This is a genomic window from Streptomyces yongxingensis (assembly GCF_055597465.1).
In genome coordinates, this window is the sequence record NZ_CM145717.1 from 7,412,552 (window position 1) to 7,435,834 (window position 23,283).

Genomic DNA, 23,283 nt, shown 5'->3' on the forward strand with positions numbered 1-23,283 from the left:
AGCCGAGCCGAGGAGATCGAGTCCCGTGCCGGAAACACAAGATCAGCAGAAGTTCGTTTACGACTTCACCGAGGGCAACAAGGATCTCAAGGACCTGCTCGGCGGGAAGGGAGCCAATCTCGCCGAGATGACCAATCTCGGTCTCCCCGTGCCACCGGGCTTCACCATCACCACCGAGGCGTGCAAGGTCTACCTGGACAGCGGTGCGGAGCCCCCGGCCCTGCGCGACGAGGTGAGTGCGCACCTCGACGCGCTCGAAGCGAAGATGGGCAAGAAGCTCGGCCAGGCGGACGACCCCCTCCTCGTATCCGTACGGTCCGGCGCCAAGTTCTCGATGCCCGGGATGATGGACACCGTCCTCAACATCGGCCTCTCGGACCAGTCCGTGGCCGGGCTGGCGGCGCAGGCGGGTGACGACCGGTTCGCCTGGGACTCCTACCGGCGTCTCATCCAGATGTTCGGCAAGACCGTGCTCGGCGTGGACGGCGACCTCTTCGAGGAGGCCATCGAGCAGGCCAAGCGCGCCAAGGGCGTCACCGTCGACGTGGACCTCGACGCCGCCGACCTCAAGAAGCTGGTCGGCGAGTTCAAGGAGATCGTCGCCAAGGAGACCGGCCGGGGCTTCCCGCAGGAGCCGCGCGAGCAGATGGACCTCGCCGTACGAGCCGTGTTCGACTCCTGGAACGGCGACCGCGCCAAGCTCTACCGCCGCCAGGAGCGCATCCCCCACGACCTCGGCACCGCGGTCAACATCTGCTCCATGGTCTTCGGCAACCTCGGCCCCGACTCGGGCACCGGCGTCGCCTTCACCCGCGACCCGGCCAGCGGCCACCAGGGCGTCTACGGCGACTACCTGCAGAACGCCCAGGGCGAGGACGTGGTCGCGGGCATCCGCAACACCGTGCCGCTGGCCGACCTCGAGCGGATCGACCAGCGCTCGTACGACGAGCTGATGCAGATCATGGAAACCCTCGAGACGCACTACAAGGACCTGTGCGACATCGAGTTCACCATCGAGCGCGGCAAGCTGTGGATGCTCCAGACCCGCGTCGGCAAGCGCACCGCCGGGGCCGCCTTCCGGATCGCCACCCAGCTCGTCGACCAGGGGCTGATCGACGAGGCCGAGGCGCTGCGCCGGGTCAACGGGGCGCAGCTCGCGCAGCTGATGTTCCCGCGCTTCGACGACGAGGTGGCCTCCGGCGACAGCGTCCAGAAGATCGGCCGGGGCATCGCCGCGTCCCCGGGCGCCGCCGTCGGCAAGGCCGTCTTCGACTCGTACACCGCCGTCAAATGGTCGCGCTCGGGTGAGAAGGTCATCCTCATCCGCCGTGAGACCAACCCCGACGACCTCGACGGCATGATCGCAGCGGAGGGCATTCTGACCTCGCGCGGCGGCAAGACCTCACACGCCGCCGTCGTCGCCCGCGGCATGGGCAAGACCTGTGTGTGCGGCGCCGAGGAGCTCGAGGTCGACACCAAGCGGCGCCGTATGACGGTGCCCGGCCGGGACGGCAAGGACGGCCTCGTCATCGAGGAGGGCGACGTCGTCTCGATCGACGGCTCCTCCGGCAAGGTCTACCTCGGCGAGGTCCCGGTCGTGCCCTCGCCGGTGGTGGAGTACTTCGAGGGCCGGATGCACGCGGGCGCCGACGACGCCGACGAACTGGTGGGCGCGGTGCACCGGATCATGGCGTACGCGGACCGGGTGCGCCGGCTGCGGGTACGGGCCAACGCGGACAACGCCGAGGACGCCGCCCGCGCCCGGCGGTTCGGCGCCCAGGGCATCGGGCTGTGCCGCACCGAGCACATGTTCCTCGGCGAGCGCCGGGAGAAGGTCGAGCGGCTGATCCTCGCCCACACCGAAGAGGAGCGGGACACGGCGCTGGGCGAGCTGCTGCCGCTGCAGAAGGACGACTTCGTCGAGCTCTTCGAGGCGATGGACGGGCTGCCGGTCACCGTCCGGCTGCTCGACCCGCCGCTGCACGAGTTCCTGCCCGACATCACCGAGCTGTCGGTGCGCGTCGCGCTCGCCGAGTCCCGCAAGGACCACAACGAGAACGACCTGCGACTGCTCCAGGCCGTGCACCGGCTGCATGAGCAGAACCCGATGCTGGGCCTGCGCGGGGTGCGGCTGGGCCTGGTCATTCCGGGGCTGTTCGCCATGCAGGTGCGGGCGATCGCCGAGGCCGCAGCCGAGCGCCGGAACGCCAAGGGCGACCCGCGGGCCGAGATCATGATTCCGCTGGTCGGCACGGTCCAGGAGCTGGAGATCGTCCGCGAGGAGGCCGAGCGGGTCATCGCGGAGGTCGAGCAGACCCGGGGCGTGGACCTCAAGCTCACCCTCGGCACCATGATCGAGCTGCCGCGTGCCGCGCTGACCGCCGCCCAGATCGCCGAATCCGCCGACTTCTTCTCCTTCGGCACCAACGACCTCACGCAGACCGTCTGGGGCTTCTCCCGGGACGACGTCGAGGCCAGCTTCTTCACCGCCTACCTGGAGAAGGGCATCTTCGGCGTCAGCCCGTTCGAGACCATCGACAAGGACGGGGTCGGCTCCCTCGTCCGCGACGCCGCCCAGGCCGGTCGGGCCACCCGCCCCGACCTCAAACTCGGTGTCTGCGGTGAGCACGGCGGCGACCCGGAGTCCGTCCACTTCTTCCACGAGGTGGGCCTGGACTACGTCTCCTGCTCCCCGTTCCGCATCCCCGTGGCCCGCCTGGAGGCCGGCCGCGCGGCGGCCAACGGCCGGTAGCCGGTAGGGGGCCGGTGGATGGTGATGCCCGCGGCGGGCTGATCCCCTCCCCGCCCCTTCCCACGCAGCGTCGATTTGCGGCTCCGCCGCGTGGGGGCTCCGCCCCAGACCCCGGGGTCCAGGGGCGAAGCCCTCGCCACGCGGCGGAGCCCGTAAGACCACCGGAGCCGGTGCCGGGAACACCCACCCTCACCCCCGGCATCGGCTCCGGACCTCAAAGGGGGCGGCACCTTGTGCGGAGGTGCCGCCCCCTCTCACTCCCCCCACGGGAGCTGTTGCCGCGCGCATCGGCTACGTGCGGCAACACAAGTGCCCAGTCGCCGTAACGTACTCGTCACCCCCCACGGGAACGAGCAAACTGGCTCTGAGCACCGCCTGTTGAATTCCGGACGGCCCTCGGAAGCTTTTCCCGGTGGCCCCCGGCTTTCCTGGGGAACAGCTTTCCCCTTCCGGGCTCCGCGCCGCTCCCCGTTTCACATCTGGCCAAAAGGGCGTGGTGACTGACCGTGCCAGCGTGCATACTCATCGGTGATCGGGGGCGGTCGCAGTGTCACGTGTGGGGGTCTGGTGCTCCGTGTTCATTTCAGTGAACTCGATCTGGCCCGGCTGCGGGTGGCGGTCCGCCCGGACGCGCTCTGGGAAACCGTTTTGAGTTTCCATCGGTTGCGGGAGAACCGGGCCGAGACCGTATACGGGAAATGGCGTTCCGAGGCGCGAAACCGACTCAACGGCGAAGCGCGACTGCTGGCGCCGCTCATTCCGTCGCGCGGCTATTTCCCGGACTTCCTGACACCCGCCGAAGGGGTAATCGGTTGCGATGCCGCGATGTCCGCGCTGCGCGCCGTCCCGGGCGAGCGCTTGCACGCGGAGCTGGCCGGGCTTCCGGCGGCCCGGGCGCTCCCGGGGTGGATACGGGATCTGGCGCAGGGCGAGCGGAGATCGCTGGACCGGCTGATCAGCACGCTGCGCGCCTACCACCAGGTCGCCGTCGCCCCGTACTGGCCGCATATCCAGGCCCGGATCGAGGCCGACCGGGTGGCCCGGGGCCGCGCCCTGCTGGACGGGGGCGCCGACGGGCTGCTGGCCTCGCTGCCGCCGACGATGCGGTGGCGGGCGCCCGTGCTGGAGGTCGACTATCCGGTGGACCGCGATCTGTGGCTGCGGGGGCGGGGGTTGCTGCTGCTGCCGTCGTTCTTCTGCCGGGGGACGCCGGTGACCTACCGCAACCCGGACCTGACGCCCGTTCTGGTCTATCCCGTCGAACACGCCCGGTGCGGCCTCGTACCCCGCCCCGAGCAGCGGCCCGCCGTGGCGTCCGGGTCCGCCCAGACGCTCGGCAAGCTGGTCGGACAGACCCGCTCGGCGGTGCTGCTGGAGGTCGGCGGCGGCTGTACGACCAGTGAACTCGCCCGCAGGGTCGGCGTATCGCTGGCCTCGGCCAGTCAGCACGCCAGTGTGCTGCGCGAGGCGGGCCTGGTGCACACCCTGCGCCAGGGCAGCGCCGTCCTGCACACGCTGACCCCGCTGGGGGCGGCGCTGCTGCGCGGCGGGGCGCCGGGGGAGCGCGTCTTCGGGGCACCGGCGGCGCTGCCGCCGGTCGCCACGAGCGGACGGGGCCCGTCAGGGCGCGGATGAGGCTTTCCGGCCCTCGGCCATGTCGTGGTCCTCGGCCTCCCCCGGCGTGGCCCCGGTGGTCAGTTCCCCGGTGGCCACCTTGCTGTGCCGGCGGCCCCAGCAGAGGTAGATCAGCAGTCCGGCGGCCATCCAGCCCAGGAACCGGGCCCAGGTGATCAGCGGCAGATTGCCCGCCGGCAGCAGACATGGCAGCACCGCGACGGCGGGGACGACCGGCACCCACGGGGTGCGGAACCCCCGCCGCAGATCGGGGCGGACCGGCGCAGGTACGGGCTGCGGGTCACCGGGTGGACATGGGAGAACCACTCGGGCAGCAGCCGGTCGCGGCTCATGGCGAGGAAAACCCGGCTCTGCCCCAGCAGCATGATCATCACGACCGTGGTCAGCCCGCAGATCGCGCCGATGCCCACGATCCGCACCGCCCAGTCCGCGCCCGCCGCCTTCAGCAGCGCGATGGGCAGGGTGCGCTGCGGACGCTTGGCATCCTCGGCGTTGCTGGCCATGATGTCGAAAGCCGGAGTACGCGCCGAAGACGATCGCGCCACCGGTGAGGATCCCGCCATGCCGAACGTGGCGTCCACATGCGTCACCCCGATGGCGAGGAAGATGACGATGGCCGCGAGCTTCACCACCGTCATCACGGTGTTGATCCGGGAGGTGGTGCGCACCCCGGAGGCAGGATGGCGGTGAGCACCAGGATGACCAGCACGGCCGGGATGTTGACGGCCGCGTCCGGGCCGGAGACCTCCCCGCCGAGCCCGAGCTCTGCGCGCGGCTCGGTGTCTCGCGCGGATCGCTGCGCGAGGCGGTGCGCTCCCTCGCCGCCCTCGGGCTGCTGGAGCCCCGCCACGGCTCCGGCACCTTCGTATCGGCGCTGCGCCCCGGGCAGATGCTGGCCGGGTTCGCCGCGACCGTGGACGTCCTGCCGCTCGACGGGCTGCTGGAGCTGTTCGACGTCCGCCGCCCCCTGGAGGCCCAGGCCGCCGCGCTGGCCGCCGCCCGCGCCGACGAGCAGGTGGTCGCCCGGCTGCGCGAGGCGCAGAAGCGGCTGTCCCGGCGGCCGCCGCCGCGGCCGCCACCGCGCATCTGTCCCAGACCGAGGTCTGGCTGCGGCGGTACGCCCCGCTGCCGGACGACGGCCCGGCCCACTGATCGGCGTCCCGGCCGGCTGTCTCACCGTCCGCATCAGCCGTCCGCCCGGCCGTCCGTCTCAGCCTTCCGCCTCAGTCATCCTCAGTCATGATCAGTCGTCGATCCCGGTGCGCTCGACGCCCGCGACGATATAGCGCTGGAGCACGAGGAAGACCACCAGCAGCGGCACGATCGACACCGCCGCCGCCACGAACAGCTCATGGAGGTTGACGGTCTGGGCGGTGGTGAACGTCGACAGCGCCACCTGGACCGTCCACGCGTCCCGGTCCTGGCCGATGACCAGCGGCCACAGGAAGGAGTTCCAGGCGCCGATGAAGACGATCGTGCCGACCGCCGCGAACACCGGCCGGGAGTTCGGCACCACGACCCGCCAGTACGTACGCCAGTAGCCCAGCCCGTCCACCCGCGCCGCGTCCTCCAGCTCCCGGGGAAAGCCCAGGAAGTACTGGCGGAAGATGAACGCCGCGACCGCGCTGAACAGCGTGGGCACCACCAGACCGCGCAGCGTGGACACCCAGCCGAGCGAGCTGACCAGCACGAAGCCGGGCACGAAGGTGACCGCCGCCGGGACCATCAAGGTGCCCAGGATCCAGTAGAAGACCACATTGGCGTAGGCGTACGGGATGCGGGCCAGGCCGTAACCGGCGAGCGAGGCCAGCAGCAGGGTGCCCACGGTGGTGAGGACCGCGATCAGCGAGGAGTTGAGCAGCGCGTGCGCCATCGGCACATTGGGGTCGTCGAACAACTCGCTGACGTTGGACCAGTGCAGCTCGCCCGGGAAGAACGTCCACCCCGGCGAGGTGATGTCCGCCTCGCTCGACAGACCGTTGCGCACCAGCAGGTAGAACGGGATCAGGAAGACCAGCGCGAGCGCGAGCAGCAGCACCAGCCGCACGGCGCGCCCCACGCCGACGAGGGCGTCCCGGACGTCGCGGGTGTTCCGGCGCCGGACATCGCGCGACTTCGGGGGAGTGGGCATCAGTCCTCCTTCCGGCCCAGGCCGAACCAGCGGGCCTGCACCACCGTCACCACGGCGATGATCAGCGCCAGGATCACCGCGCCCGCACTGCCCAGGCCCAGGTTCTGCCCCTGGCCCAGCGCCGTGTAGTAGAGGTAGACCAGCGGCGGGCGGGCGTAGGGCGGATAGCCGCGCGAGTCCGACAGCAGGTTGTAGAACTCGTCGAACGCCTGGAAGGCGTTGATCACCAGCAGCAGCACCACCGCGACCGAGGTCGCCCGCAACTGCGGAAAGGTGATGTGCCGGAACACCTGCCAGCCGGGCCGCGCCCCGTCCACGGCCGCCGCCTCGTACAGCCGCGGGGAGATGCGCTGCAGCCCGGCCAGGAACAGCACCATGTAGAACCCCGCCTGGAGCCACAGCCGTACGGTCACGATGACCAGCCAGTACCAGGGCGGCTCCGTGGTCGACAGCCAGGCGATCTGATCGGCGCCGAACCAGTCCAGCACGGTGTTGGCCAGCCCGAAGCGCACCCCGTTGAAAATCGACATCTTCCAGATCAGCGCCGCCACCACATACGAACACGCCACCGGCAGGAAGAACACCGACCGGAAGAACGCCTGCGCCCAGCGCAGCCGGTTGACCATCAGCGCCAGCGCGAGCGAGAGCGCGTAGGTGGCCGGGACGATGAACGCCGTGAAGACCAGGAAGGTCACCAGGCTGTCGGTGAACGCGTCGTCGCCCAGCATCGCCGTGTAGTTGTCGAAGCCGACGAAGTCCGTGGGCGAGACGGTGTTGTGCGCGTCGAAGAAGCTGAGGTAGACGCTCCAGGCCAGCGGGACGTAGGTGAAGAGGGTCAGCCCCAGGACGAACGGGCCGACGAATATCCAGAACCACAGATGGCGGTTCTGCGGGCCCAGGAGCCCGCGGACGAACGTCCCCCGCATCAGCTCTTCTTCTTCACGCGCCGCAGCTCGGCCTCGGTCTTGCGGACCACCGACCGCAGCTCGCCGTCCGGGTCGGCCCCGCCCTTGATGATCCGGCTCAGCGCGTCCTGGTAGGCCGTCCGGCTCGCGGAGGTCCACAGCAGCGGCTCGGCATGGCCGTGGTCGGTGGCGTAGCGCACCGCCTCACCGGCCGCGTCCTGCCGCAGCTTGGCGGCCTTCGTGGCGAGCGAGATCCGGGCGGGGATGTGGAAGCCGTAGCGGAGCGCGAAGTCCTCCTGGTAGTCGGTCCGTTCGACCCACAGCCACTTCACATACGCCTTCGCCAGCGCTTTGTCCCGGGCCCGGGCGCTGACCGCCGCCCCGTACGCGCCGACCGGCACCGCGGGCGCGCCGTGCGCCCCGTCCCGGGGGAACGGCAGCACCCCGAAGTCGTCCCCCAGCGCCTTCTTCACCTGCGGCAGCGCCCACAGCCCGGACCACTGCATGGCGGTGAGCCCCTGGGTGAACGCGGCCGGGTCCGACCAGTCGGAGGGCGCCCCGAGCAGCAGCGACTTCTCGGCGTAGAGGTGACGCAGCTTGCCGAGCGTCCGGGCGGCGGCCGGGTCGTCGAAGCCGACCTTGCCGTCCTCGGTGACCAGTGTGAGCCCGGCGGCGTTGAGCGGGGTGCCGCCGAGGACGCCGGGGCCGCCGTCATTGCCCAGGAAGAGCCCCTTGACGTCCTTGGTGGTCAGCTCCTTCGCCGCGTCGATCAGCGCGTCGAGGCTGCGCGGCGGCTCCACCCCCGCGGCCTCGAGCATGCTCTTGCGGTAGTAGAGCAACTGGGTGTCGATGACCTGCGGTACGGCCCAGATCTTGCCCTGATACGTCTTCGGGGCGAGCACGGCCGGGTTGAAGTCGTCCTTGGCCTCGCTGAGGAGATCGGTCAGGTCGACCACCTGACCGCCCTGGATCTGGTCCAGCGTCGGGCCGTTGACCTCGAAGACATCCGGGCCGGACGTCGTGAGCAGCGCGGCGGCGGTCTGCTGGTCGTAGTTGCCCGGCCGCCACTGCACCTGGACGTTCGCCTTGTCGAACGCGTCGGCGTAGCGCCTGACGGCCTGTTCGGTGCCGGGCTCGCCGTACTGGTGGTACCACTGCTTGATCACCGGCTGGCCGGCGTGGTCATCGCCGTCCCGTCCGGTGTTCGACCCACAGGCGGAGGCCAGCGCGCCCGTCAGGGCCAGCCCTCCGCCCGCACCCAGCAGCCTTCGGCGACTCATGGACATGGGTGTGCGCCCCCTCGTCTCCCCGTCTCGGTCTCCCGGACTCCCGGACTCCCGGTCTCGTACGACACAACGATCAACGATGGAGGCGGATTACGACAGAGGTGTTGCGGGGGGATGTCACTTTTCGGTATCGGAATGTGACGCTGAGTCGATGTCGGCGTCGATGTCGTCATCGGCGTCGGCGTCGTCATCGACGTCGAGGTCCATGTCATCGAAGACGCGCTGGGCGGTGGCGAAGGCCGAGTTGGCGGCCGGGACGCCGCAGTAGATCGCCGACTGGAGCAGCACCTCGCCGATCTCCTCACGGGTCAGACCGTTGGTGAGCGCGGCCCGGATGTGCATGGCCAGTTCGGCGTCATGGCCGTGGGCGATCAGCGCGGTGAGGGTGATACAGCTGCGGGTCCGCCGGTCCAGCCCGTCGCCGGTCCAGATCTCGCCCCAGGCGTAGCGGGTGATGAAGTCCTGGAAGCGGGCGGTGAACGGGGTCGTCCGGGCCACCGCGCGATCCACGTGGGCGTCCCCGAGGACGGCCCGGCGCACCGCCATCCCGGCGGCGTGGCGTGAGGCGTCGTCCCCTGGGGGTGCCGGGCTGTCCAGGTGGGTGAGCAGCGCCCCGGTGACCGCCTCCGGCCGCTCCACGCCCGCGAGGTGCGCCGCCCCGGCGACCTCCAGCAGGCTCGCGCCGGGCACCGCGTCGGCGATCCGGCGGGCGTGGGCGGGCGGGGTCGCGGGGTCGTCGCGACCGGCGACGACGAGGGTGGGCGCCGTGATCTTCTCCAGGTCGGCCGTCATGTCGTAGGCGGCGAGAACGTCGCAGCAGGCGGCGTAGCCCGCACGGTCGGTGGCCCGCAGATCCTCGATCAGCGCGGCGCCGACGGGTGTGTGGGCGAAGCCGCGCGAGAACCAGGTGCCGGGACGGCTCGCCACCATCGCCTCCGTCCCCTCGGCCCGTACGAGCGCGGCCCGCTCACGCCAGACGGCGGGGTCGCCGAACCGGGCCGAGGAGCAGACGACGGAGAGGCGGCTGATCCGGTCGGGGTGGTGTGCGGCGAGGTGCAGCCCGACCGCGCCGCCGATCGAAATCCCCGCGTACGCGAACCGCTCCCACCCCTGATCGTCGGCGAGCCGCAGCACGAGGGCGGCGAGATCGTCGATGGTGGCCGAGCCGTCCGAGGGCAGCGGCGCGACGGGGGACCCGCCGTGGCCGGGCAGATCCCAGCGCAGTACGCGGTGCCCCCGGGCGAGCGCGGGGAGCTGGGGCTCCCAGACGGCGAGGGAGGTGCCGAGGGAGGGGCCGAGGATGAGGGGCGGGGCGGTAGGGGGTCCGGTGAGGTTGTGGTGGGGTGGGGTGTTGGTCATGGGGTGGGTGCTCCGGGGGTGCTCCGGTGGGTGGGCGGGTTGTGTTGTGCGGCGGCCTGGGCGCGGGCCGGTGGGTGGGTTGTGCCCACCCGTTCCGCCAGGGGGCACCTCCCAGCCGTAGCTGGGGGAAGAACGATTGCGCACAACCAGGTGCATATCCAGCCCCTCCGGCGTTTGAGGAGCGGGGGTTCGGGGGCGGAGCCCCCGGAGCGGGGGCTGGGGGCGCAGCCCCCAGTTTCGGGAAGGGGCGGGGTGGGGAACAGGCCCCCGCAAGGGTTACCCATCGCGGGCCAGGGCCCGCATCGTCAGGGCGGGGGCCGCGCCCACATACGTGGTCGGGTCCGTCAGCTCGCGTAGGCGCTCCGCCGGTAGGACGCCCGACAGCGCTTCGGCCAGCCCCCTCCCCTCCCGCGCCGCTTCCGCCAAGAGCTCCTTCGCACGGCCACGGCCGACCGTCGGCGCGAGCACGGCGATCAGGCGTTCGCTCACGATCAGCCCATCCGTCAGCCCCAGGTTCGCGGCCATCCGCTCGGGAAAGACCCGCAGACCGGAGGCGAGTTCCACGGCATCGCGGGCGGCACCCCCCGCAAGCCGCAACAGCTCCCGCAGCGGCTGCCACTCCGCATGCCACGCCCCACCCGGCCGTTCGTCCTCCGCGGCGAGCGAGCCGAGCAAGGTGGCGGCATGGCCCGGGGCCTGGCGGGCCGCGGCGGCCATCAGCGTGGCACGCACCGGGTTCGACTTATGAGGCATCGCGGACGAGCCGCCCCCCGCCCCCTCCGCCACCTCGCCGATCTCCGTCCGCGAGAGCACCAGCACATCCGCCGCCACCTTCCCCAGTGCCCCCACGGCGAAGGCGAGCGCGGTGCCCAGGTCGGCGACGGGGGTGCGCAGGGTGTGCCACGGCAGTTCGGGCTCGGCGAGACCGGTCTCCTCGGCGAACCGGCCCAGCAGCGGAACCCCGCCGTCGAAGGCGGCCAACGTGCCCGCCGCACCGCCCAGTTGGGCGGGTGGCCGCAGCGCCGCGAGCCGGTCGCGGGCGTCCAGGACGAGCGCCCGCCAGCCCGCCGCCTTCAGCCCGAAGGTGGTGGGCACGGCGTGCTGGGTGAGGGTGCGGCCGGGCATCGGGGTGTCCCGGTGCGCGGCGGCGATCCGCGCCAGCTCCGCCGCCGTACGCTCCAGATCGGCCACGATCAGCGGCAGCGCCCGCGCGGCCACCAGCATCGTGGCCGTGTCCACGATGTCCTGGCTGGTCGCGCCCCGGTGGACGTACGACGCGGCCTCGCCGTCCGTACGGGCCACCGCCGCCGTGAGCTCGGCGACCAGCGGGATGACCGGGTTGCCCCCGGAGCGGGCGCGCAGCGCCAGGTCACGTACGTCGTACAGCTCGACGCGGGCCGCGCCCGCCACCGCCTCCGCCGCCCCGGCCGGTGCCACCACCCGCGCCAGCGCGGCCTCGGCGTCCAGCATGGCCTGCAGGAACGCCGCGTCGCCCGTGGCGGCCTCCACCGCCGACCCGGTCCGCACCGGTGACAGCAGTCCCACGTCGTCGCTGCCGGAAGTACCAGGACTAGCGGAACTCAAGGAAAACCGTCTCCCCTTCGCCCTGCAGGCGGATGTCGAAGCGATAGGTCCCCGGCGGGGACGCCGCCGTCGCCACCAGCGTCTCGCGGCGCGCCGGATCCAGCGAGGCGAGGAGCGGGTCGGCGGCGTTGGCCTCGGCGTTCTCCGGGAAGTACACGCGGGTGAAGAGGTGGTGCAGCAGCCCCCGGGCGTGGACGCACACGCTGATGTACGGCGCGGCGGGCGCGGCCGGGCCGCCCGGCGGCAGCGTACGGGCCGTCCAGTGGCCGTCCGCGTCGGTGGCGATGCGGCCGAAGCCGGTGAAGTCCACGCCGTTGCGCCCGAGGAAGCCGCCGGTCACCGGGTCGCGCCGCATCGACCCGCCCGCCCCGGCGAGCGAGCCGTCCGGCCCCGCCTGCCACAGCTCCACCAGCGCGTCCGGGACGGGGGCGCCCTCGCCGTCACGGACATAGCCGTGGAGCGTGATGGCGCCGGGGTGACCCGCCGGGGCCATCTCGCCGCCGCCGGGGAAGGGCAGGGCGTATCCGTAGAAGGGGCCCACGGTGTGGGACGGGGTGGGCGCGAGCCTCTCGCTCATCAGCGGCCCTCCTCGATCCATGTGGCGGACGGCCCGTCCAGCACGATGTCCCAGCGGTAGCCCAGCGACCACTCAGGCCGCGACAGCGCGTGGTCGTAACGGGCGACCAGCCGCTGCCGCGCCGAGTCGTCCGTCACCGACTGCAGGATCGGGTCGTAGGCGAAGAGCGGATCGCCGGGGAAGTACATCTGGGTCACCAGCCGCTGGGTGAACGCCGAGCCGAAGACGGAGAAGTGCAGATGCGCCGGGCGCCAGGCGTTCTCGTGGTTGCGCCACGGATACGCGCCCGGCTTGATGGTGGTGAAGTGGTACGAACCGTCGTCGCCGGTCAACGTCCGCCCCACACCGGTGAAGTTGGGGTCGAGCGGCGCGGGGTGCTGATCGCGCAGATGGGCGTAGCGGCCCGAGGCGTTGGCCTGCCACAGCTCGATGAGCTGCCCTCGGACGGGGCGGCCCCGGCTGTCCAGGAGCCGTCCGGAGACGGTGATCCGCTCGCCGAGCGGCTCGCCCTGGTGCTGCACCGTGAGGTCGTTGTCGATCGCGGTGATGTCGGTGTGGCCGAAGACCGGGGTGTGCAGCTCCACGGTCTCCGGGTCGCCGTGGACCGCGACCAGCGGCTGCTTGGGGTGGCGCAGCACACTGCTGCGGTACGGGGGGAAGTCGCGCGGCGGGTGGTCGGTGGCGGGAGCGCCCTCGGCGCGCGCCTTGTCGTACGACTCCCGTAGGTGCGCGAGTTCGCTGTCGATGTCGGACTGGGTGAGAGCCATGTCTGCCGTCAGCCTTACCTTTCCAGCCTTTACCGTTCCGGGATTACCTCTCCAGGACGAGGGCGAGGCCCTGTCCGACGCCGATGCACAAGGTGGCCAGGCCCGTCCCCGAGCCGCGGGCGGCGAGCTGATGGGCGACGGCCCCGGCGAGCCGGGCGCCGGAGGCGCCGAGCGGGTGGCCGATGGCGATGGCGCCGCCACGCGGGTTGACGATCTCGGGATTGAGGTCCGGCCACTCGGCGAGGCAGCCCAGTACCTGCGCGGCGAACGCCTCGTTGAGTTCGAGGGTGGCCAGATCGGCGAACGAGCGGCCCGCCTTGGCGAGCGCGCGGCGTACGGCCTCGACCGGGCCGAGCCCGAAGTACTGCGGCTCGATACCGGTGACGGCCGAGGCGCCGATCCGGGCCAGCGGCTCGCGTCCGGTGGCCTTCAGCCCCTCCTCGTCGACGAGCAGCAGCGCGGCCGCGCCGTCGTTGAGGGGCGAGGAGTTGCCCGCGGTGACGGTGCCGCCGGGCTTGCGGAAGGCGGGCTTGAGCTTGGCCAGGGCCTGGGTCGAAGTGTTCTCGCGGATGGTCTCGTCCCGGACGAGCTCGGTGTCCGGATACGGCAGTACCTCGGCCTCGTACGCCCCGTCCTTCCATGCCCGCGCCGCCTTCTCATGGCTGGCGAGCGCGAACGCGTCCTGTGCCTCGCGGGTGATGCCGTGCTTGTCGGCGATCAGCTCGGCGCCCTCGCCGAGGGCGACGGTCCACTCGGGCGGCATGTCCGGGTTGGTCATGCGCCAGCCGAGGGTCGTGGAGTACATCTGCTGGTGCCCGGCGGGGAAGGCGCGCTCGGGCTTGGGCAGCACCCAGGGGGCGCGGCTCATCGACTCCACACCGCCCGCGAGCGCGATGTGCGCGTCGCCGACCGCGATCGCGCGGGCGGCCTGGAGCACGGCCTCCAGGCCCGAGGCGCAGAGCCGGTTGACGGTCGCGCCGGGCACGGTGACGGGCAGCCCGGCCAGCAGTACGGCCATGCGGGCGACATCGCGGTTGTCCTCGCCCGCGCCGTTGGCGTTGCCGAAGTAGACGTCGTCGATGCGCGCCGGGTCCAGGGCGGGGGTGCGGGCGAGCAGGCCGCGCACCACATGGGCGGCCAGGTCGTCGGGGCGCACCCCGGCCAGGGCGCCGCCGTACTTGCCGATGGGGGTGCGGACGGCGTCGACGATATAGACGTCACGCGAGGTGGTCATCGGGTCTCCTTCCCGGGCTTCCCGGCGGCTTTGAGGGCGCGCAGCGCCGCCAGCTCTTGGGGGGTGGGCGGCTCGGTGGTGCCCACGGTGCCGGCGACGTTCAGCTCCCAGCCGGTGGCGGCCCGTACCCGCTCCACGGTGACGTCCGGGTGCACTTCGGTGAGCACCAGCTCGGCGGTGGCCGGGTCGGGGCGCAGGACGCCCAGGTCGGTGATGACGGCGGTGGGGCCGGCGCCCGGCATGCCGAGCTTCTTACGGTCGCCGGGGCCGCCGCCGTGGCCCAGGGTGGTCACGAAGTCCAGCCGCTCCACGAAGTTGCGGGTGGAGTGGCGCAGCACCATGAGTACCTTGCCGCAGTTGGAGGCGATCTCGGGGGCGCCGCCCGCGCCGGGGAGGCGGCCCTCGGGCTTGCCGGGGCCGCGGTCCACGACGGTGGTGTTGATGTTGGCGTAGCGGTCGACCTGGGCGGCGCCGAGGAAGCCGACGTCGATCCGGCCGCCCTGGAGCCAGTAGTTGAACATCTCCGGGACCGGGACCACCGCGTCGGCGGTGTCGGCGAGCTCGCCGTCGCCGATGGACAGCGGGAGCCGGGTGGGCTTGGAGCCGATGGTGCCCGACTCGTAGATGAGCACGAGGCCGGGGTTGACGGTGGCGCGGGCCAGGTTGGCGGCGGTGCTGGGGAGGCCGATGCCGACGAAGCAGGTGGTGGCGTCGGCGAGTGCGCGGGCGGCGTTGACCTCCATCAGCTCGTCGCTGGTGAAGCCGGTGGTGCCGGGTGTCCCGGGTGTTCCGGTGGTGCCGGTTGTCCCGGCAGGGGTCGCGGTCATCGAGTGAGAGCTCCCTCGCTGTTGCGCACGTTGTCCTCGATCCACGTCAAGAACGCCTCGCGGTCGCGGGCGATCGGGTCCCATGCCTGGTAGAAGTCGTTGTCGCGGGTCGAGTACCCGGTGGCGTAGGAGGGGTGGGCACCGCCGGGGACGACGGACACCGCGTCGATCACCCACGTCGGCAGGACAATCCCGCCGGGGCGTGGTGTGAGCTCCTCGACGATCTCCTCCACGGTCACCAGCACCCGGTCCGCCGCGAGCGCCGCCTCCTTCTGCACCCCGGTCAGCCCCCACATCTGCACATTGCCGGCCCGGTCGGCCTGCTGGGCGTGGATGACGGTGACGTCGGGGTTGAGGGCCGCGACGGCGGCCAGCTCCTCGCCGGTGAAGGGGCAGACGACGGTGGAGACGGTGTCCGTACGGGTCGGGATGTCGCTGCCGCGATAGCCGCGCAACACGGCGAACGGCAGCTTGGAGGCGCCCGCCACATAGCGGTTCGCCATGCCCGCGTGGCTGTGCTCGTCCAGCTCCAGCGGCCGCGGCCAGCCGTTCTCGACGGCGTCACGGAAGCGGTGCAGCGAGCCCACACCGGGGTTACCACCCCAGGAGAACACCAGCTTGCGGACGAGCCCGGCGCCGATGAGCTGGTCGTAGATGACGTCCGGGGTCATCCGGACGAGGGTCAGGTCGGTGATGCCCTGGCGGATGACCTCGTGCGCGGCGGCGTACGGGATCAGGTGGGTGAATCCCTCCATCGCGACGGTGTCCCCGTCGTGGACGAGGTCCGCCACGGCGTCCTGCAGGCTTCGGATGTCGGCCATCGTCACTCCGCGGGTCGGGATGCTCAGTGTGCTGACTAATGTGGTGCCGGTTTCGCACGGTGTCATTGGGTGGTGTGCTCGTCAAGGGAGTCTAGGTCGAATGTCGGCCTCTCGACATGGGGTCTTCCACAGGGCAGAATCGCTCAGTGCACGGACTAATGAGCAATCCAGCACGTGAGTAGTGGGGAAGCCGGGAGGCACGGCATGGGCGGCGCGGTGGATCTGAACACGCACCCCGGGCATCTGGCCCGCCGCTTCCAGCAGGCGCACTCCCTGCTGTGGGGCGCGATGGTCTCCGAGGAGACCACCTCGCCGCAGTTCGCGGTGGTCAACGCGCTGATGGAGAAGCCGGAGATCGACCAGCGGACGCTGAGCGAACACGTCCACCTCGACCGCTCCACCATCGCCGACCTGGTCGCCCGGCTGGCCCGGCGCGGCCTGCTGGAGCGGGTACGCGACCCGGACGACGGCCGCCGCAACGTCCTGCGGCTGACGGAGGAGGGCGTCCGGGTCCACCGGAAGCTGGTCACCCGGACGGCCCGGATGAACCGGGTCTTCCTGGCCCCGCTGGACGAGGGGGAGCGGGAGACCCTGCTGCGGCTGATCGCCCGGGTCGCGGACGCGGCGGAGGACCTGCGGGCCTAGGCGCGCTGGGCGTTTGGGGCGCCTGCGGCGGGCTGCTCCCCTCCCCGCCCCTTCCCGAAACTGGAGCTCCGCCCCAGACCCCGGAGCGGGGCCTTGCCCCAGACCCCGGGCCGGGGCCTTGCCCCAGACCCCGGGCCGGGGCCCTGCCCCAGACCCCGGAGCGGGGCCCTGCCCCAGACCCCGGAGCGGGGCTCCGCCCGAGACCCCGGGCCGGGGCCCTGCCCCAGACACCCCTGACGCAGGGCCGGGCTCCGCCCCTGGCCCCCGGACCCGGGCTCCGTCCCAGGTCCCGGCCCGGGCTCTGCCCCTGGGCCCCGAACCGGGGCTTCGCCCCTGACGCCGTCCGGGCTCTGCCCCTGGCCCCCGGGCCCGGGCTCCGCCCCAGGCCCCGGAGCGGGGCTCCGCCCCTTCCCGCGGGATCGATATGTGCGGCTCCGCCGCGTGGCGGGGCTCTGCCCCAGGCGCCGGGGTCCAGGGGCGGAGCCCCTGGTTACGGGAAGGGGCGGGGAGGGGAAAGACTCGCCGGACACCCCGCAGGGGAAAGCGCCCTCTGCGGGGGCAGGGCGCGCGGGCGGGCGGGCCCTAAGGGGTCGATGGGCTGGTAGCGATGATGACCGTGGCGTCCAGCTCGTCGCATTCGGCCAGCCGTGGCTCCATCCCGCCCTCCGCCACGATGGCCATCGCCGTGGGCGCCTGACGGCCGCTCGTCTCGAAGAGCAGCGAGCCGCCAGGGGCCAGCCAGTCGCCCGCCCCGGCGGTGACCCGGCGCAGGACGTCCAGCCCGTCCGTGCCGCCGTCCAGCGCCACCCGCGCCTCGTGGACCCGGGCCTCCGGCGGCAGCAGTCCGACCTCCTCGGTGGGCACGTACGGGACGTTGGCCAGCAGGACGTCCACGCGGCCGCGCAGCGCGGCGGGCAGCGGCTCGTAGAGGTCGCCCTCGTACACCGTGCCGCCCGCCGCCGCGACGTTGCGCCGCGCGCAGCGCACCGCGACGGGGTCGATATCGGCCGCGTACAGCTCCACCCCGCCCGAGACCGACGCCGAGGCGGAGACCGAGGCCGAGGCCAGCGCGGCGCCCAGCGCGCCCGAGCCGCAGCACAGATCGACCACGACGGCCCCGGGCCGGGCCAGCGGCACGGCCTGCTCGACCAGGAACTCGGTGCGCCGGCGCGGCACGAAGACCCCGGCGTCGATGGATATGCGAAGCCCCCGGAAGTCCGCCCAGCCGAGCACGTGCTCCAGCGGCAGTCCGGCGGCGCGCCGGTCCACCATGGCGTCGATCTCGGCCGGAACGTGGCCCGCGGAAAGGATCAGCCGCGCCTCGTCCTCGGCGAACACGCACCCGGCGGCGCGGAGCCTGGTGACGACGGCGGAAAAGGTGACAGGTGAAGGTGAAGGTGAAGGTGAAGCCGACATGGAGCCCGGAAAACCTTTCGGGATGCCTGGGGCGCTCCCGCCGGTCGGCTATGCCGCGTCGTACGTCACGGCGACCGCACGGCCGTCAAGGGCGAGCACCCAGCCTGAACTGGCCTTGATGGGTCTCACCTCCTCGGTGCGTACGGGTGTCGGCCACATTACCCGATGCCCCGACGTGGCGGCGGTCAGGAGTTCAGCGCCCGGCGGGCCTCATTGATCAGGCGCTGGGCGTCGGCGCCGAAGACGGCGGATTCGCGGAGGGTGTTCCAGGCGCGGAGGTAGAGGGCGATGCTGTCGGCGTCGTTGATCCAGAGCTCGGCGTGCCAGTCCTCGACGAGCACCAGCCGTTCGTCGTGGATCCAGAATCCGTTGGCGGGCTGGATCTTCAAGGGCGCGGCGAAGGGCACGATGCCCAGCTCAAGCGTATCCAGGCCGATGACGCTCATCAGCCGGTCGAGCTGGGCTGCGAGCACCGACGGCGGGCAGACGCGAGCAAGGAGTGCTCCTTCCCACATGATGATCCGGTACCGCTTGCGCGAGTCGTACAGCCCTTCCTGGCGCCGTAGCCGACCGCGTACCGCAGCTTCGGTGTCTCGTGGAGACTTGTGCAGGTCGGCGTTCTGGGTGAAGACCGCGCGTGCGTAGTCGGGCGTCTGGAGCATGCCCGCCACGCCACAGTTTTCCCAGCCGCGCAGTGTGGTCGAGCGCTGGTGCTCTGCGTTGATCGTGTCCTGAACGGGCTTGTGCCCGGCGGCCAGTTGGCGGCGCCACGATCGGATGTGGGATTCCAGTCCGTTGAACCGGGAGAGCAGTTCCTCGGCCGCTTCCGGCTGATCGGTTGCCGTGGCCCAGGCGCGCAGATCCTCGGCTGTCGCTGTCTGGCGCCCGTTTTCCAGCTTGTAGATCTTGGAGTGCGGCCAGCCCAGCCGCTCCGCGAGTTGGGTACCGGTGAGCCGACCTCCCGGGCATGACGCACGCAGCTCCCGAAGCCGCGCTCCTAGGGCCACCCGCGCCTGCTGAAAGTCAGTGCTCACCGGTCACACGGTACTTGCAACCTACGTGGTCAGTCCCGCTGCGAACGTGTCGTACCGGACGGCGTAGTGCCATGCCGCGTCTCGAACCTGGAGATAGCGGTTGACAGCCACCGGCTCGGTGATTACCTCAACGTCGAGCAGGTTGTCCTCGTCGTCGAAGTTGAGGAGGGCGACAAACCTGGAGTCGAAGACCCAGAAGTCTTCGGCGGGCAACCGCAGCCGGTCGGCGTCCGTACGCCACAGGTTGCGGATGTCCTCCCCCATGGCACAGTTCCGCTTGGCGCCCTCAAGCAGATAGCGCTGCCCGGGAGTGGGAGGGTTGTCGACGATGCGCACACGCTCAAAGCGCTTGCCCTGCTCTGTCTGCGCCCGGACATTGGTGCACCAAGGGTGGTCGTAATCCCATTGCACCGGCTCGCCCGCGATGAACTGCGCGTAAGTGTCCGTGGCTTCGTCCGAGGCGAACCTGCGTCGGGTCTCCAGTCGCCACGCGGTGTGGTCGAACTTTTTGAAGAGATCGCTGAAGGCGTCCAAGTCGATGATGCGAGGCTTGCGCGTGACCTCCTTGGGGCCGAAGTCGACCAGCAGTTCGCGCGGCACCACGATCGGCACATCGCCTTCGCCCAGGTGCTGAAGCTGGCCGACGTCCTCCGGGTCGGTGAGCGGTGTGCCGTGGATGACGATCTCTCCGCTGTCCAGGTCTTCATGCACGGTGGGGCAGGCTCCATTGTGTGAGCCGGTGCCATTGAAGCGCAGTCGACGCGCCATGTGATCACGTCCTTCCTCGTTGATCTGGACACCACGAGCATGTCGCACCCATGGCTGCGCTCGGTAGCGCTCCTCTGACCCTGCGTGAGATCAGTCAAGAACATATCCCTCAGGGTCGAGAACATTCGAGAACATCGCATCGCGCTCCCCGGTTCCTCATCCCTAACGTCCCGTTCACGCAGAAATGGCGGGAGAGGTGACCGATGCGAATCCGCGAACAGGACATCGAGGCAATGCGTTCCGACCGACACCGGACGGCCAGAGCCGAGGCCCAGGCCGTGGCCGAGCTGCTACGCCAGGCGTTGCAGCGGCTCGGCTTCACCTCGGACGTACCGCATGGCGTCGAGGGCGGGGAGCTGTACTGGCCGACCTTGCGGGGCGAACTCACGGTGTCCGGCCATCCGCTGGTGGCCCTCGGCCGCATCCCCCTCGACAGCGCGAACCGGCTCGCGGACGTCCTGATGCGGGCGGCCCTGGAGGAGCAGACGAAGAAGGCCGCCTCGACGTAAGCGGCGCGCTCCCCGCCACCCCCGTGAACCCCCGTACCGACTGGACCGGAGCCCTGGCAGGTCGAGCCCAGCCGGAACGGGTGCACGTGCACGACGGCGCGAGGAGAGCCCTCGTGCCGACAGCACAGAACGGAATGATCCCGATGCGGTTGGCAGGACACAAGACCGTCTTACGGCAGGACCCGGACGACGGCGACACCATGCCCGACACCGACGCGCCGTCGCCCCCTTCGGGCGGCGGATGCGGTGGCGGGGACGGCTGCGGCCGTCAGTAACCCCGATGGGAAGGGGCAGTTCCGCCGCCGCGCGGGGCTGCCCTCTTCGGCCAGCGAAGGCGGAACATGTGCACCACCATCACGGCTACACCTGGCTCGGCTCGGGTCACGACCTCCTCAAGGACGGACCCAGGCGACCCATGCACCCCGAGTTCAGGGCCGCCAAGGTCGTTCCCCTCGAAGTCGCCCACTGGCTGCTCAAGCCGCCCTCCTTCATCCAGGGGACCTGGACCGATTCCACCCAAGCCGCCGACTGGTTCGGCACCCGGGCCCGTGAGCACGCCGCGTCCTTCGTCTCCGCGTACGACCGCGCCCCCGAAACGCTCTCCGCGAGGGTTCGGGGCGCGGCCGAGGCCGTCGCGGGCGGGGAGGACGTCGTCGGGGGCTGGTACCTCACGGGACAGCGGTTTCTCTCCGTATGCCTGGTCGGCTGCGGACCCCACCGCTTACGACCCGAGATCGGCTGTCCGCAGCGCCGGACGTGACTCGGTACTCAGCTCGCGAGGGCCTCGCCTGGTGACGACGGCGGAAAGGTGACAAATGAAGGTGAAGGTGAAGGGTCACGATGCACCCGGGGCACGGAAGGTGCGCCGGTACGCCGACGGGGCGACCCCCGCCTCCGCCGCCAGGTGCCGCCGCAGCGAGGTGGCGGTGGCGAAGCCGACCTCGTGGGCGACCCGTTCCACCGGCAGGTCGCTGGACTCCAGCAGGTGCCGCGCCCGCCGCAGCCGCTGCTGGGTCAGCCAGCGGCCGGGGCTCAGGCCGGTCTCCTCCCGGAAGCGCCGGGCGAAGGTACGGGTGCTCATCGCCGCGTGCGCGGCCAACTCGTCCAGCGACAGCGGGAGTTCCAGCCGTTGCAGCGCCCAGTCGCGGGTCGGCCCGGTGCCGGTGTCGCCCGCGGGCGGCAGCGGCCGCTCGATGTACTGCGCCTGCCCGCCGTCCCGGTACGGCGGCACGACGCAGCAGCGGGCGACCTGGTTGGCCACCTCGCTGCCGTGGTCCTGGCGCACCAGGTGCAGGCAGACGTCGACCCCGCTCGCCGCCCCCGCGGAGGTCAGCACGTCACCGTGGTCGACGAAGAGCACACCGGCGTCGAGCTCGACCCGGGGGAACAGCTCCCGGAAGTGGTCGGTGAGCGCCCAGTGGGTGGTGGCCCGGCGCCCGTCCAGGAGACCGGCGGCGGCCAGCAGGAAGGCGCCGGTGCAGATGGACACCAGACGGGTGCCGGGGCGGACGCGGGCCAGGGCGGCGAGGGCCCGCGGGTCCGGGGCGGCGGCCGAGGCCCGGGAGATCGCGTACGGAGGGATGACCACGGTGTCCGCCTCGGCCAGCACCTCGGGGCCGTGCCCGGGGGTGACGGTCAGGTCCGAGTCGGTACGCACGGGCCGCCCGTCCGCGCTCGCGGACAGCACCTCGTAGCGGCCGTCGGCGGACCCCAGGACCCGGTGCGGGATACCGAGTTCGAAGGGGTAGACGCCGTCGAGGGCGAGGACGACGACCCTGTGGGCGCCGGGCCGTGGGTCCGGGTGCATCAGGTGGTCCAGTACGGCCGCGCGATCGGCGAGGTCACGGGCCCGGGTGGGTGCGGCGGACGCGGGGCGGGGGCCGGGAGCGCCGCGGGGGCCGGGAGCGCGGTGGGCGGCAGGGGTGATGGGCATGGCAGGAATGTATCGGAGGCTGACCTTCTGGCCATCGCCCCGGGCCGGACCGTACGGCCAGGATCGGGGCATGACTTCGACCGACACCCCTGAGAACCTCGACTCCGTAGACCCTGGGGCCGCCCCGGACTCCGCCCCCGCGATGCTCGCCCTGCACCAGACGGCCCTCGGCGGCCCCGAGGTCCTGCGGCTGACCGAGCTTCCGCGCCCCGCGCCCGGCCCCGGGGAGATCCTCGTCGCCGTGCACGCGGCCGGACTCAACCCCACGGACTTCAAGCACCGCGCCCTGAGCATCTTCCTGCCGCCCCCGCCGCTGACCCTCGGCTGGGACGTCTCCGGCACCGTGGTGGAGACCGGCTTCGGCGTCACCCTCTTCCGGCCCGGCGACGAGGTGTTCGGCATGCTGCCCTACCCGTACGGGGTCGGCTCCCACGCCGAGTACGTGACCGGCCCCACCCGCGCCTTCGCCGCCAAGCCCGCCGGGATCGACCACGTCCAGGCGGCCGCGCTGCCGCTGGCCGCGCTCACCGCCTGGCAGGCCCTCGTCGACACCGCGGACCTCCGGGCCGGGCAGCGCGTGCTGATCCACGCCGCGGCCGGCGGTGTCGGCCATCTCGCCGTACAGATCGCCAAGGAGCGCGGCGCGCACGTCACCGGGACGGCGAGCGCCCCCAAGCACGACTTCCTGCGCGAACTCGGCGCGGATGCCTGCGTCGACCACCGCTCCGAGGACTTCACCGACACCGACGAGCCCTACGACGTCGTCCTCGACGCCCTCGGCGGGGAGACCGCCACCCGTTCCGTGGACGTGCTCCGCCCCGGCGGCACCCTCGTCTCCCTGGTGCCGCCCGCCGAGGACACCCGGGCGGCGGCGGAGAAGGCACAGGTCCGCGCCGTCACCCTGCTCGTGGAGCACGACCAGGCCGGGATGCGCGCCATCGCCGAGCTCGTGGCACGGGGCAGGATCCGCGCCCACGTCTCCGGCACCTTCCCCCTCGCCGAAGGCGCGCGGGCCCACGTTCAGGGGGAGACCGGCCGCACCACGGGCAAGCTGGTCATCACCGTGCGCTGAGGCGGGACGGCTCGAAAGCGGCGGACGT

General features: G+C 71.8%; 24 protein-coding genes. 8 read left to right on the forward strand and 16 right to left on the reverse strand.

What is annotated here, in order from left to right; translation table 11 throughout:
* The first annotated feature begins 25 nt into the window (after window positions 1-25).
* Together ppdK and ACZ6TD_RS31525 are read left to right on the forward strand one after the other, a co-directional pair.
* On the forward strand, window positions 26-2,752 hold the full coding sequence (gene ppdK / locus ACZ6TD_RS31520; protein ID WP_471343548.1) for a pyruvate, phosphate dikinase: 2,727 nt from the start codon (window positions 26-28) through the stop codon (window positions 2,750-2,752).
* 567 nt (window positions 2,753-3,319) lie between these two features.
* A complete protein-coding gene (locus tag ACZ6TD_RS31525; RefSeq protein ID WP_471343550.1) occupies window positions 3,320-4,387 on the forward strand; it encodes an ArsR/SmtB family transcription factor in 1,068 nt (355 codons plus the stop codon).
* Here the strand turns inward: ACZ6TD_RS31525 and ACZ6TD_RS31530 are convergent.
* Together ACZ6TD_RS31530 and ACZ6TD_RS31535 are read right to left on the reverse strand one after the other, a co-directional pair.
* On the reverse strand, window positions 4,373-4,582 hold the full coding sequence (locus tag ACZ6TD_RS31530; protein ID WP_471343551.1) for an amino acid permease C-terminal domain-containing protein: 210 nt from the start codon (window positions 4,580-4,582) through the stop codon (window positions 4,373-4,375). The two genes, ACZ6TD_RS31525 and ACZ6TD_RS31530, sit on opposite strands and share 15 nt — an antisense overlap.
* Window positions 4,543-5,055 carry an APC family permease gene (locus ACZ6TD_RS31535; RefSeq protein WP_471343553.1) on the reverse strand — a complete coding sequence of 171 codons (513 nt, stop codon included), beginning with the start codon at window positions 5,053-5,055 and terminating at the stop codon, window positions 4,543-4,545. Before ACZ6TD_RS31535 ends, ACZ6TD_RS31530 begins: the two co-directional genes overlap by 40 nt.
* Window positions 5,056-5,195: 140 nt before the next feature.
* Here ACZ6TD_RS31535 and ACZ6TD_RS31540 point away from each other — a divergent pair, with 140 nt between their 5' ends.
* Window positions 5,196-5,630, forward strand: coding sequence for an FCD domain-containing protein (locus ACZ6TD_RS31540; protein WP_471343554.1), 435 nt, complete (start codon window positions 5,196-5,198; stop codon window positions 5,628-5,630).
* On the opposite strand, the gene ACZ6TD_RS31545 is transcribed toward ACZ6TD_RS31540, so the two are convergent.
* The 10 genes from ACZ6TD_RS31545 to ACZ6TD_RS31590 form a co-directional block, all read right to left on the reverse strand.
* A complete protein-coding gene (locus ACZ6TD_RS31545) occupies window positions 5,631-6,518 on the reverse strand; it encodes a carbohydrate ABC transporter permease (protein ID WP_471343556.1) in 888 nt (295 codons plus the stop codon). It lies immediately after the preceding gene.
* Complete coding sequence (locus ACZ6TD_RS31550) at window positions 6,518-7,444, reverse strand: carbohydrate ABC transporter permease (protein WP_471343558.1); 927 nt, start codon at window positions 7,442-7,444, stop codon at window positions 6,518-6,520. The genes ACZ6TD_RS31545 and ACZ6TD_RS31550 overlap by 1 nt, the downstream gene beginning before the upstream one ends.
* On the reverse strand, window positions 7,444-8,709 hold the full coding sequence (locus ACZ6TD_RS31555; RefSeq protein WP_471343559.1) for an ABC transporter substrate-binding protein: 1,266 nt from the start codon (window positions 8,707-8,709) through the stop codon (window positions 7,444-7,446). Before ACZ6TD_RS31555 ends, ACZ6TD_RS31550 begins: the two co-directional genes overlap by 1 nt.
* Before the next feature lie 117 nt (window positions 8,710-8,826).
* Entirely contained in the window at window positions 8,827-10,068 is a 1,242-nt protein-coding gene (gene pcaDC, locus ACZ6TD_RS31560; protein WP_471343561.1) for a bifunctional 3-oxoadipate enol-lactonase/4-carboxymuconolactone decarboxylase PcaDC, read from the reverse strand.
* A 276-nt stretch (window positions 10,069-10,344) separates the two neighbouring features.
* Window positions 10,345-11,613, reverse strand: a complete 1,269-nt coding sequence (gene pcaB / locus ACZ6TD_RS31565) for a 3-carboxy-cis,cis-muconate cycloisomerase (RefSeq protein ID WP_471343563.1) — start codon at window positions 11,611-11,613, stop codon at window positions 10,345-10,347.
* Between the two features lie 25 nt (window positions 11,614-11,638).
* Entirely contained in the window at window positions 11,639-12,229 is a 591-nt protein-coding gene (gene pcaG, locus ACZ6TD_RS31570; protein WP_471343564.1) for a protocatechuate 3,4-dioxygenase subunit alpha, read from the reverse strand.
* On the reverse strand, window positions 12,229-12,996 hold the full coding sequence (gene pcaH / locus ACZ6TD_RS31575; protein WP_471343565.1) for a protocatechuate 3,4-dioxygenase subunit beta: 768 nt from the start codon (window positions 12,994-12,996) through the stop codon (window positions 12,229-12,231). Before pcaH ends, pcaG begins: the two co-directional genes overlap by 1 nt.
* A 43-nt stretch (window positions 12,997-13,039) precedes the next feature.
* Window positions 13,040-14,230, reverse strand: a complete 1,191-nt coding sequence (locus ACZ6TD_RS31580; RefSeq protein WP_471343567.1) for a thiolase family protein — start codon at window positions 14,228-14,230, stop codon at window positions 13,040-13,042.
* A complete protein-coding gene (locus ACZ6TD_RS31585; protein WP_471343568.1) occupies window positions 14,227-15,057 on the reverse strand; it encodes a CoA-transferase subunit beta in 831 nt (276 codons plus the stop codon). Before ACZ6TD_RS31585 ends, ACZ6TD_RS31580 begins: the two co-directional genes overlap by 4 nt.
* The gene (locus ACZ6TD_RS31590) at window positions 15,054-15,878 is read right to left on the reverse strand and encodes a CoA transferase subunit A (protein WP_452878308.1); all 825 of its coding nucleotides are present in this window, start codon (window positions 15,876-15,878) and stop codon (window positions 15,054-15,056) included. The genes ACZ6TD_RS31585 and ACZ6TD_RS31590 overlap by 4 nt, the downstream gene beginning before the upstream one ends.
* Window positions 15,879-16,082: 204 nt before the next feature.
* On the opposite strand from ACZ6TD_RS31590, the gene ACZ6TD_RS31595 reads away from it, so the two are divergent.
* Window positions 16,083-16,523 (forward strand): MarR family winged helix-turn-helix transcriptional regulator, encoded by a 441-nt coding sequence (locus ACZ6TD_RS31595; RefSeq protein WP_471358204.1) that lies wholly within the window; start codon window positions 16,083-16,085, stop codon window positions 16,521-16,523.
* A gap of 582 nt (window positions 16,524-17,105) precedes the next feature.
* Here ACZ6TD_RS31595 and ACZ6TD_RS31600 read toward each other — a convergent pair.
* The 3 genes from ACZ6TD_RS31600 to ACZ6TD_RS31610 all read right to left on the reverse strand — a co-directional run bounded on the left by ACZ6TD_RS31600 (window position 17,106) and on the right by ACZ6TD_RS31610 (window position 19,741).
* On the reverse strand, window positions 17,106-17,939 hold the full coding sequence (locus ACZ6TD_RS31600; protein WP_471343570.1) for a putative protein N(5)-glutamine methyltransferase: 834 nt from the start codon (window positions 17,937-17,939) through the stop codon (window positions 17,106-17,108).
* Between the two features lie 185 nt (window positions 17,940-18,124).
* Window positions 18,125-18,973 (reverse strand): helix-turn-helix domain-containing protein, encoded by an 849-nt coding sequence (locus tag ACZ6TD_RS31605; RefSeq protein WP_471343572.1) that lies wholly within the window; start codon window positions 18,971-18,973, stop codon window positions 18,125-18,127.
* Between the two features lie 21 nt (window positions 18,974-18,994).
* A complete protein-coding gene (locus tag ACZ6TD_RS31610; protein WP_471343573.1) occupies window positions 18,995-19,741 on the reverse strand; it encodes a DUF6879 family protein in 747 nt (248 codons plus the stop codon).
* Between the two features lie 233 nt (window positions 19,742-19,974).
* Between ACZ6TD_RS31610 and ACZ6TD_RS31615 the strand changes: the two genes are divergently transcribed.
* The 3 genes from ACZ6TD_RS31615 (at window position 19,975) to ACZ6TD_RS31625 (ending at window position 21,010) form a co-directional block, all read left to right on the forward strand.
* Entirely contained in the window at window positions 19,975-20,250 is a 276-nt protein-coding gene (locus ACZ6TD_RS31615; protein ID WP_471343576.1) for a hypothetical protein, read from the forward strand.
* 113 nt (window positions 20,251-20,363) lie between these two features.
* A complete protein-coding gene (locus ACZ6TD_RS31620; protein WP_471343579.1) occupies window positions 20,364-20,525 on the forward strand; it encodes a hypothetical protein in 162 nt (53 codons plus the stop codon).
* A gap of 68 nt (window positions 20,526-20,593) precedes the next feature.
* Window positions 20,594-21,010, forward strand: a complete 417-nt coding sequence (locus tag ACZ6TD_RS31625) for a hypothetical protein (protein ID WP_471343581.1) — start codon at window positions 20,594-20,596, stop codon at window positions 21,008-21,010.
* 75 nt (window positions 21,011-21,085) lie between these two features.
* On the opposite strand, the gene ACZ6TD_RS31630 is transcribed toward ACZ6TD_RS31625, so the two are convergent.
* The gene (locus ACZ6TD_RS31630; protein ID WP_471343584.1) at window positions 21,086-22,183 is read right to left on the reverse strand and encodes a GlxA family transcriptional regulator; all 1,098 of its coding nucleotides are present in this window, start codon (window positions 22,181-22,183) and stop codon (window positions 21,086-21,088) included.
* A gap of 70 nt (window positions 22,184-22,253) precedes the next feature.
* On the opposite strand from ACZ6TD_RS31630, the gene ACZ6TD_RS31635 reads away from it, so the two are divergent.
* Window positions 22,254-23,255 carry an NADP-dependent oxidoreductase gene (locus tag ACZ6TD_RS31635; protein WP_471343586.1) on the forward strand — a complete coding sequence of 334 codons (1,002 nt, stop codon included), beginning with the start codon at window positions 22,254-22,256 and terminating at the stop codon, window positions 23,253-23,255.
* Window positions 23,256-23,283: the final 28 nt, after the last annotated feature.

Excerpts from the sequence above, each read along its gene's own strand:
- ACZ6TD_RS31545 (WP_471343556.1), bottom strand. The coding sequence starts at position 6,518 with ATGCCCACTCCCCCGAAGTCGCGCGATGTCCGGCGCCGGAACACCCGC.
- ACZ6TD_RS31550 (WP_471343558.1), bottom strand. The coding sequence starts at position 7,444 with ATGCGGGGGACGTTCGTCCGCGGGCTCCTGGGCCCGCAGAACCGCCAT.
- ACZ6TD_RS31555 (WP_471343559.1), bottom strand. The coding sequence starts at position 8,709 with ATGTCCATGAGTCGCCGAAGGCTGCTGGGTGCGGGCGGAGGGCTGGCC.
- pcaDC (WP_471343561.1), bottom strand. The coding sequence starts at position 10,068 with ATGACCAACACCCCACCCCACCACAACCTCACCGGACCCCCTACCGCC.
- pcaG (WP_471343564.1), bottom strand. The coding sequence starts at position 12,229 with ATGAGCGAGAGGCTCGCGCCCACCCCGTCCCACACCGTGGGCCCCTTC.
- pcaH (WP_471343565.1), bottom strand. The coding sequence starts at position 12,996 with ATGGCTCTCACCCAGTCCGACATCGACAGCGAACTCGCGCACCTACGG.
- ACZ6TD_RS31580 (WP_471343567.1), bottom strand. The coding sequence starts at position 14,230 with ATGACCACCTCGCGTGACGTCTATATCGTCGACGCCGTCCGCACCCCC.
- ACZ6TD_RS31585 (WP_471343568.1), bottom strand. The coding sequence starts at position 15,057 with ATGACCGCGACCCCTGCCGGGACAACCGGCACCACCGGAACACCCGGG.
- ACZ6TD_RS31590 (WP_452878308.1), bottom strand. The coding sequence starts at position 15,878 with ATGGCCGACATCCGAAGCCTGCAGGACGCCGTGGCGGACCTCGTCCAC.
- ACZ6TD_RS31595 (WP_471358204.1), top strand. The coding sequence starts at position 16,083 with ATGGGCGGCGCGGTGGATCTGAACACGCACCCCGGGCATCTGGCCCGC.
- ACZ6TD_RS31600 (WP_471343570.1), bottom strand. The coding sequence starts at position 17,939 with ATGTCGGCTTCACCTTCACCTTCACCTTCACCTGTCACCTTTTCCGCC.
- ACZ6TD_RS31610 (WP_471343573.1), bottom strand. The coding sequence starts at position 19,741 with ATGGCGCGTCGACTGCGCTTCAATGGCACCGGCTCACACAATGGAGCC.
- ACZ6TD_RS31615 (WP_471343576.1), top strand. The coding sequence starts at position 19,975 with ATGCGTTCCGACCGACACCGGACGGCCAGAGCCGAGGCCCAGGCCGTG.
- ACZ6TD_RS31630 (WP_471343584.1), bottom strand. The coding sequence starts at position 22,183 with ATGCCCATCACCCCTGCCGCCCACCGCGCTCCCGGCCCCCGCGGCGCT.
- ACZ6TD_RS31635 (WP_471343586.1), top strand. The coding sequence starts at position 22,254 with ATGACTTCGACCGACACCCCTGAGAACCTCGACTCCGTAGACCCTGGG.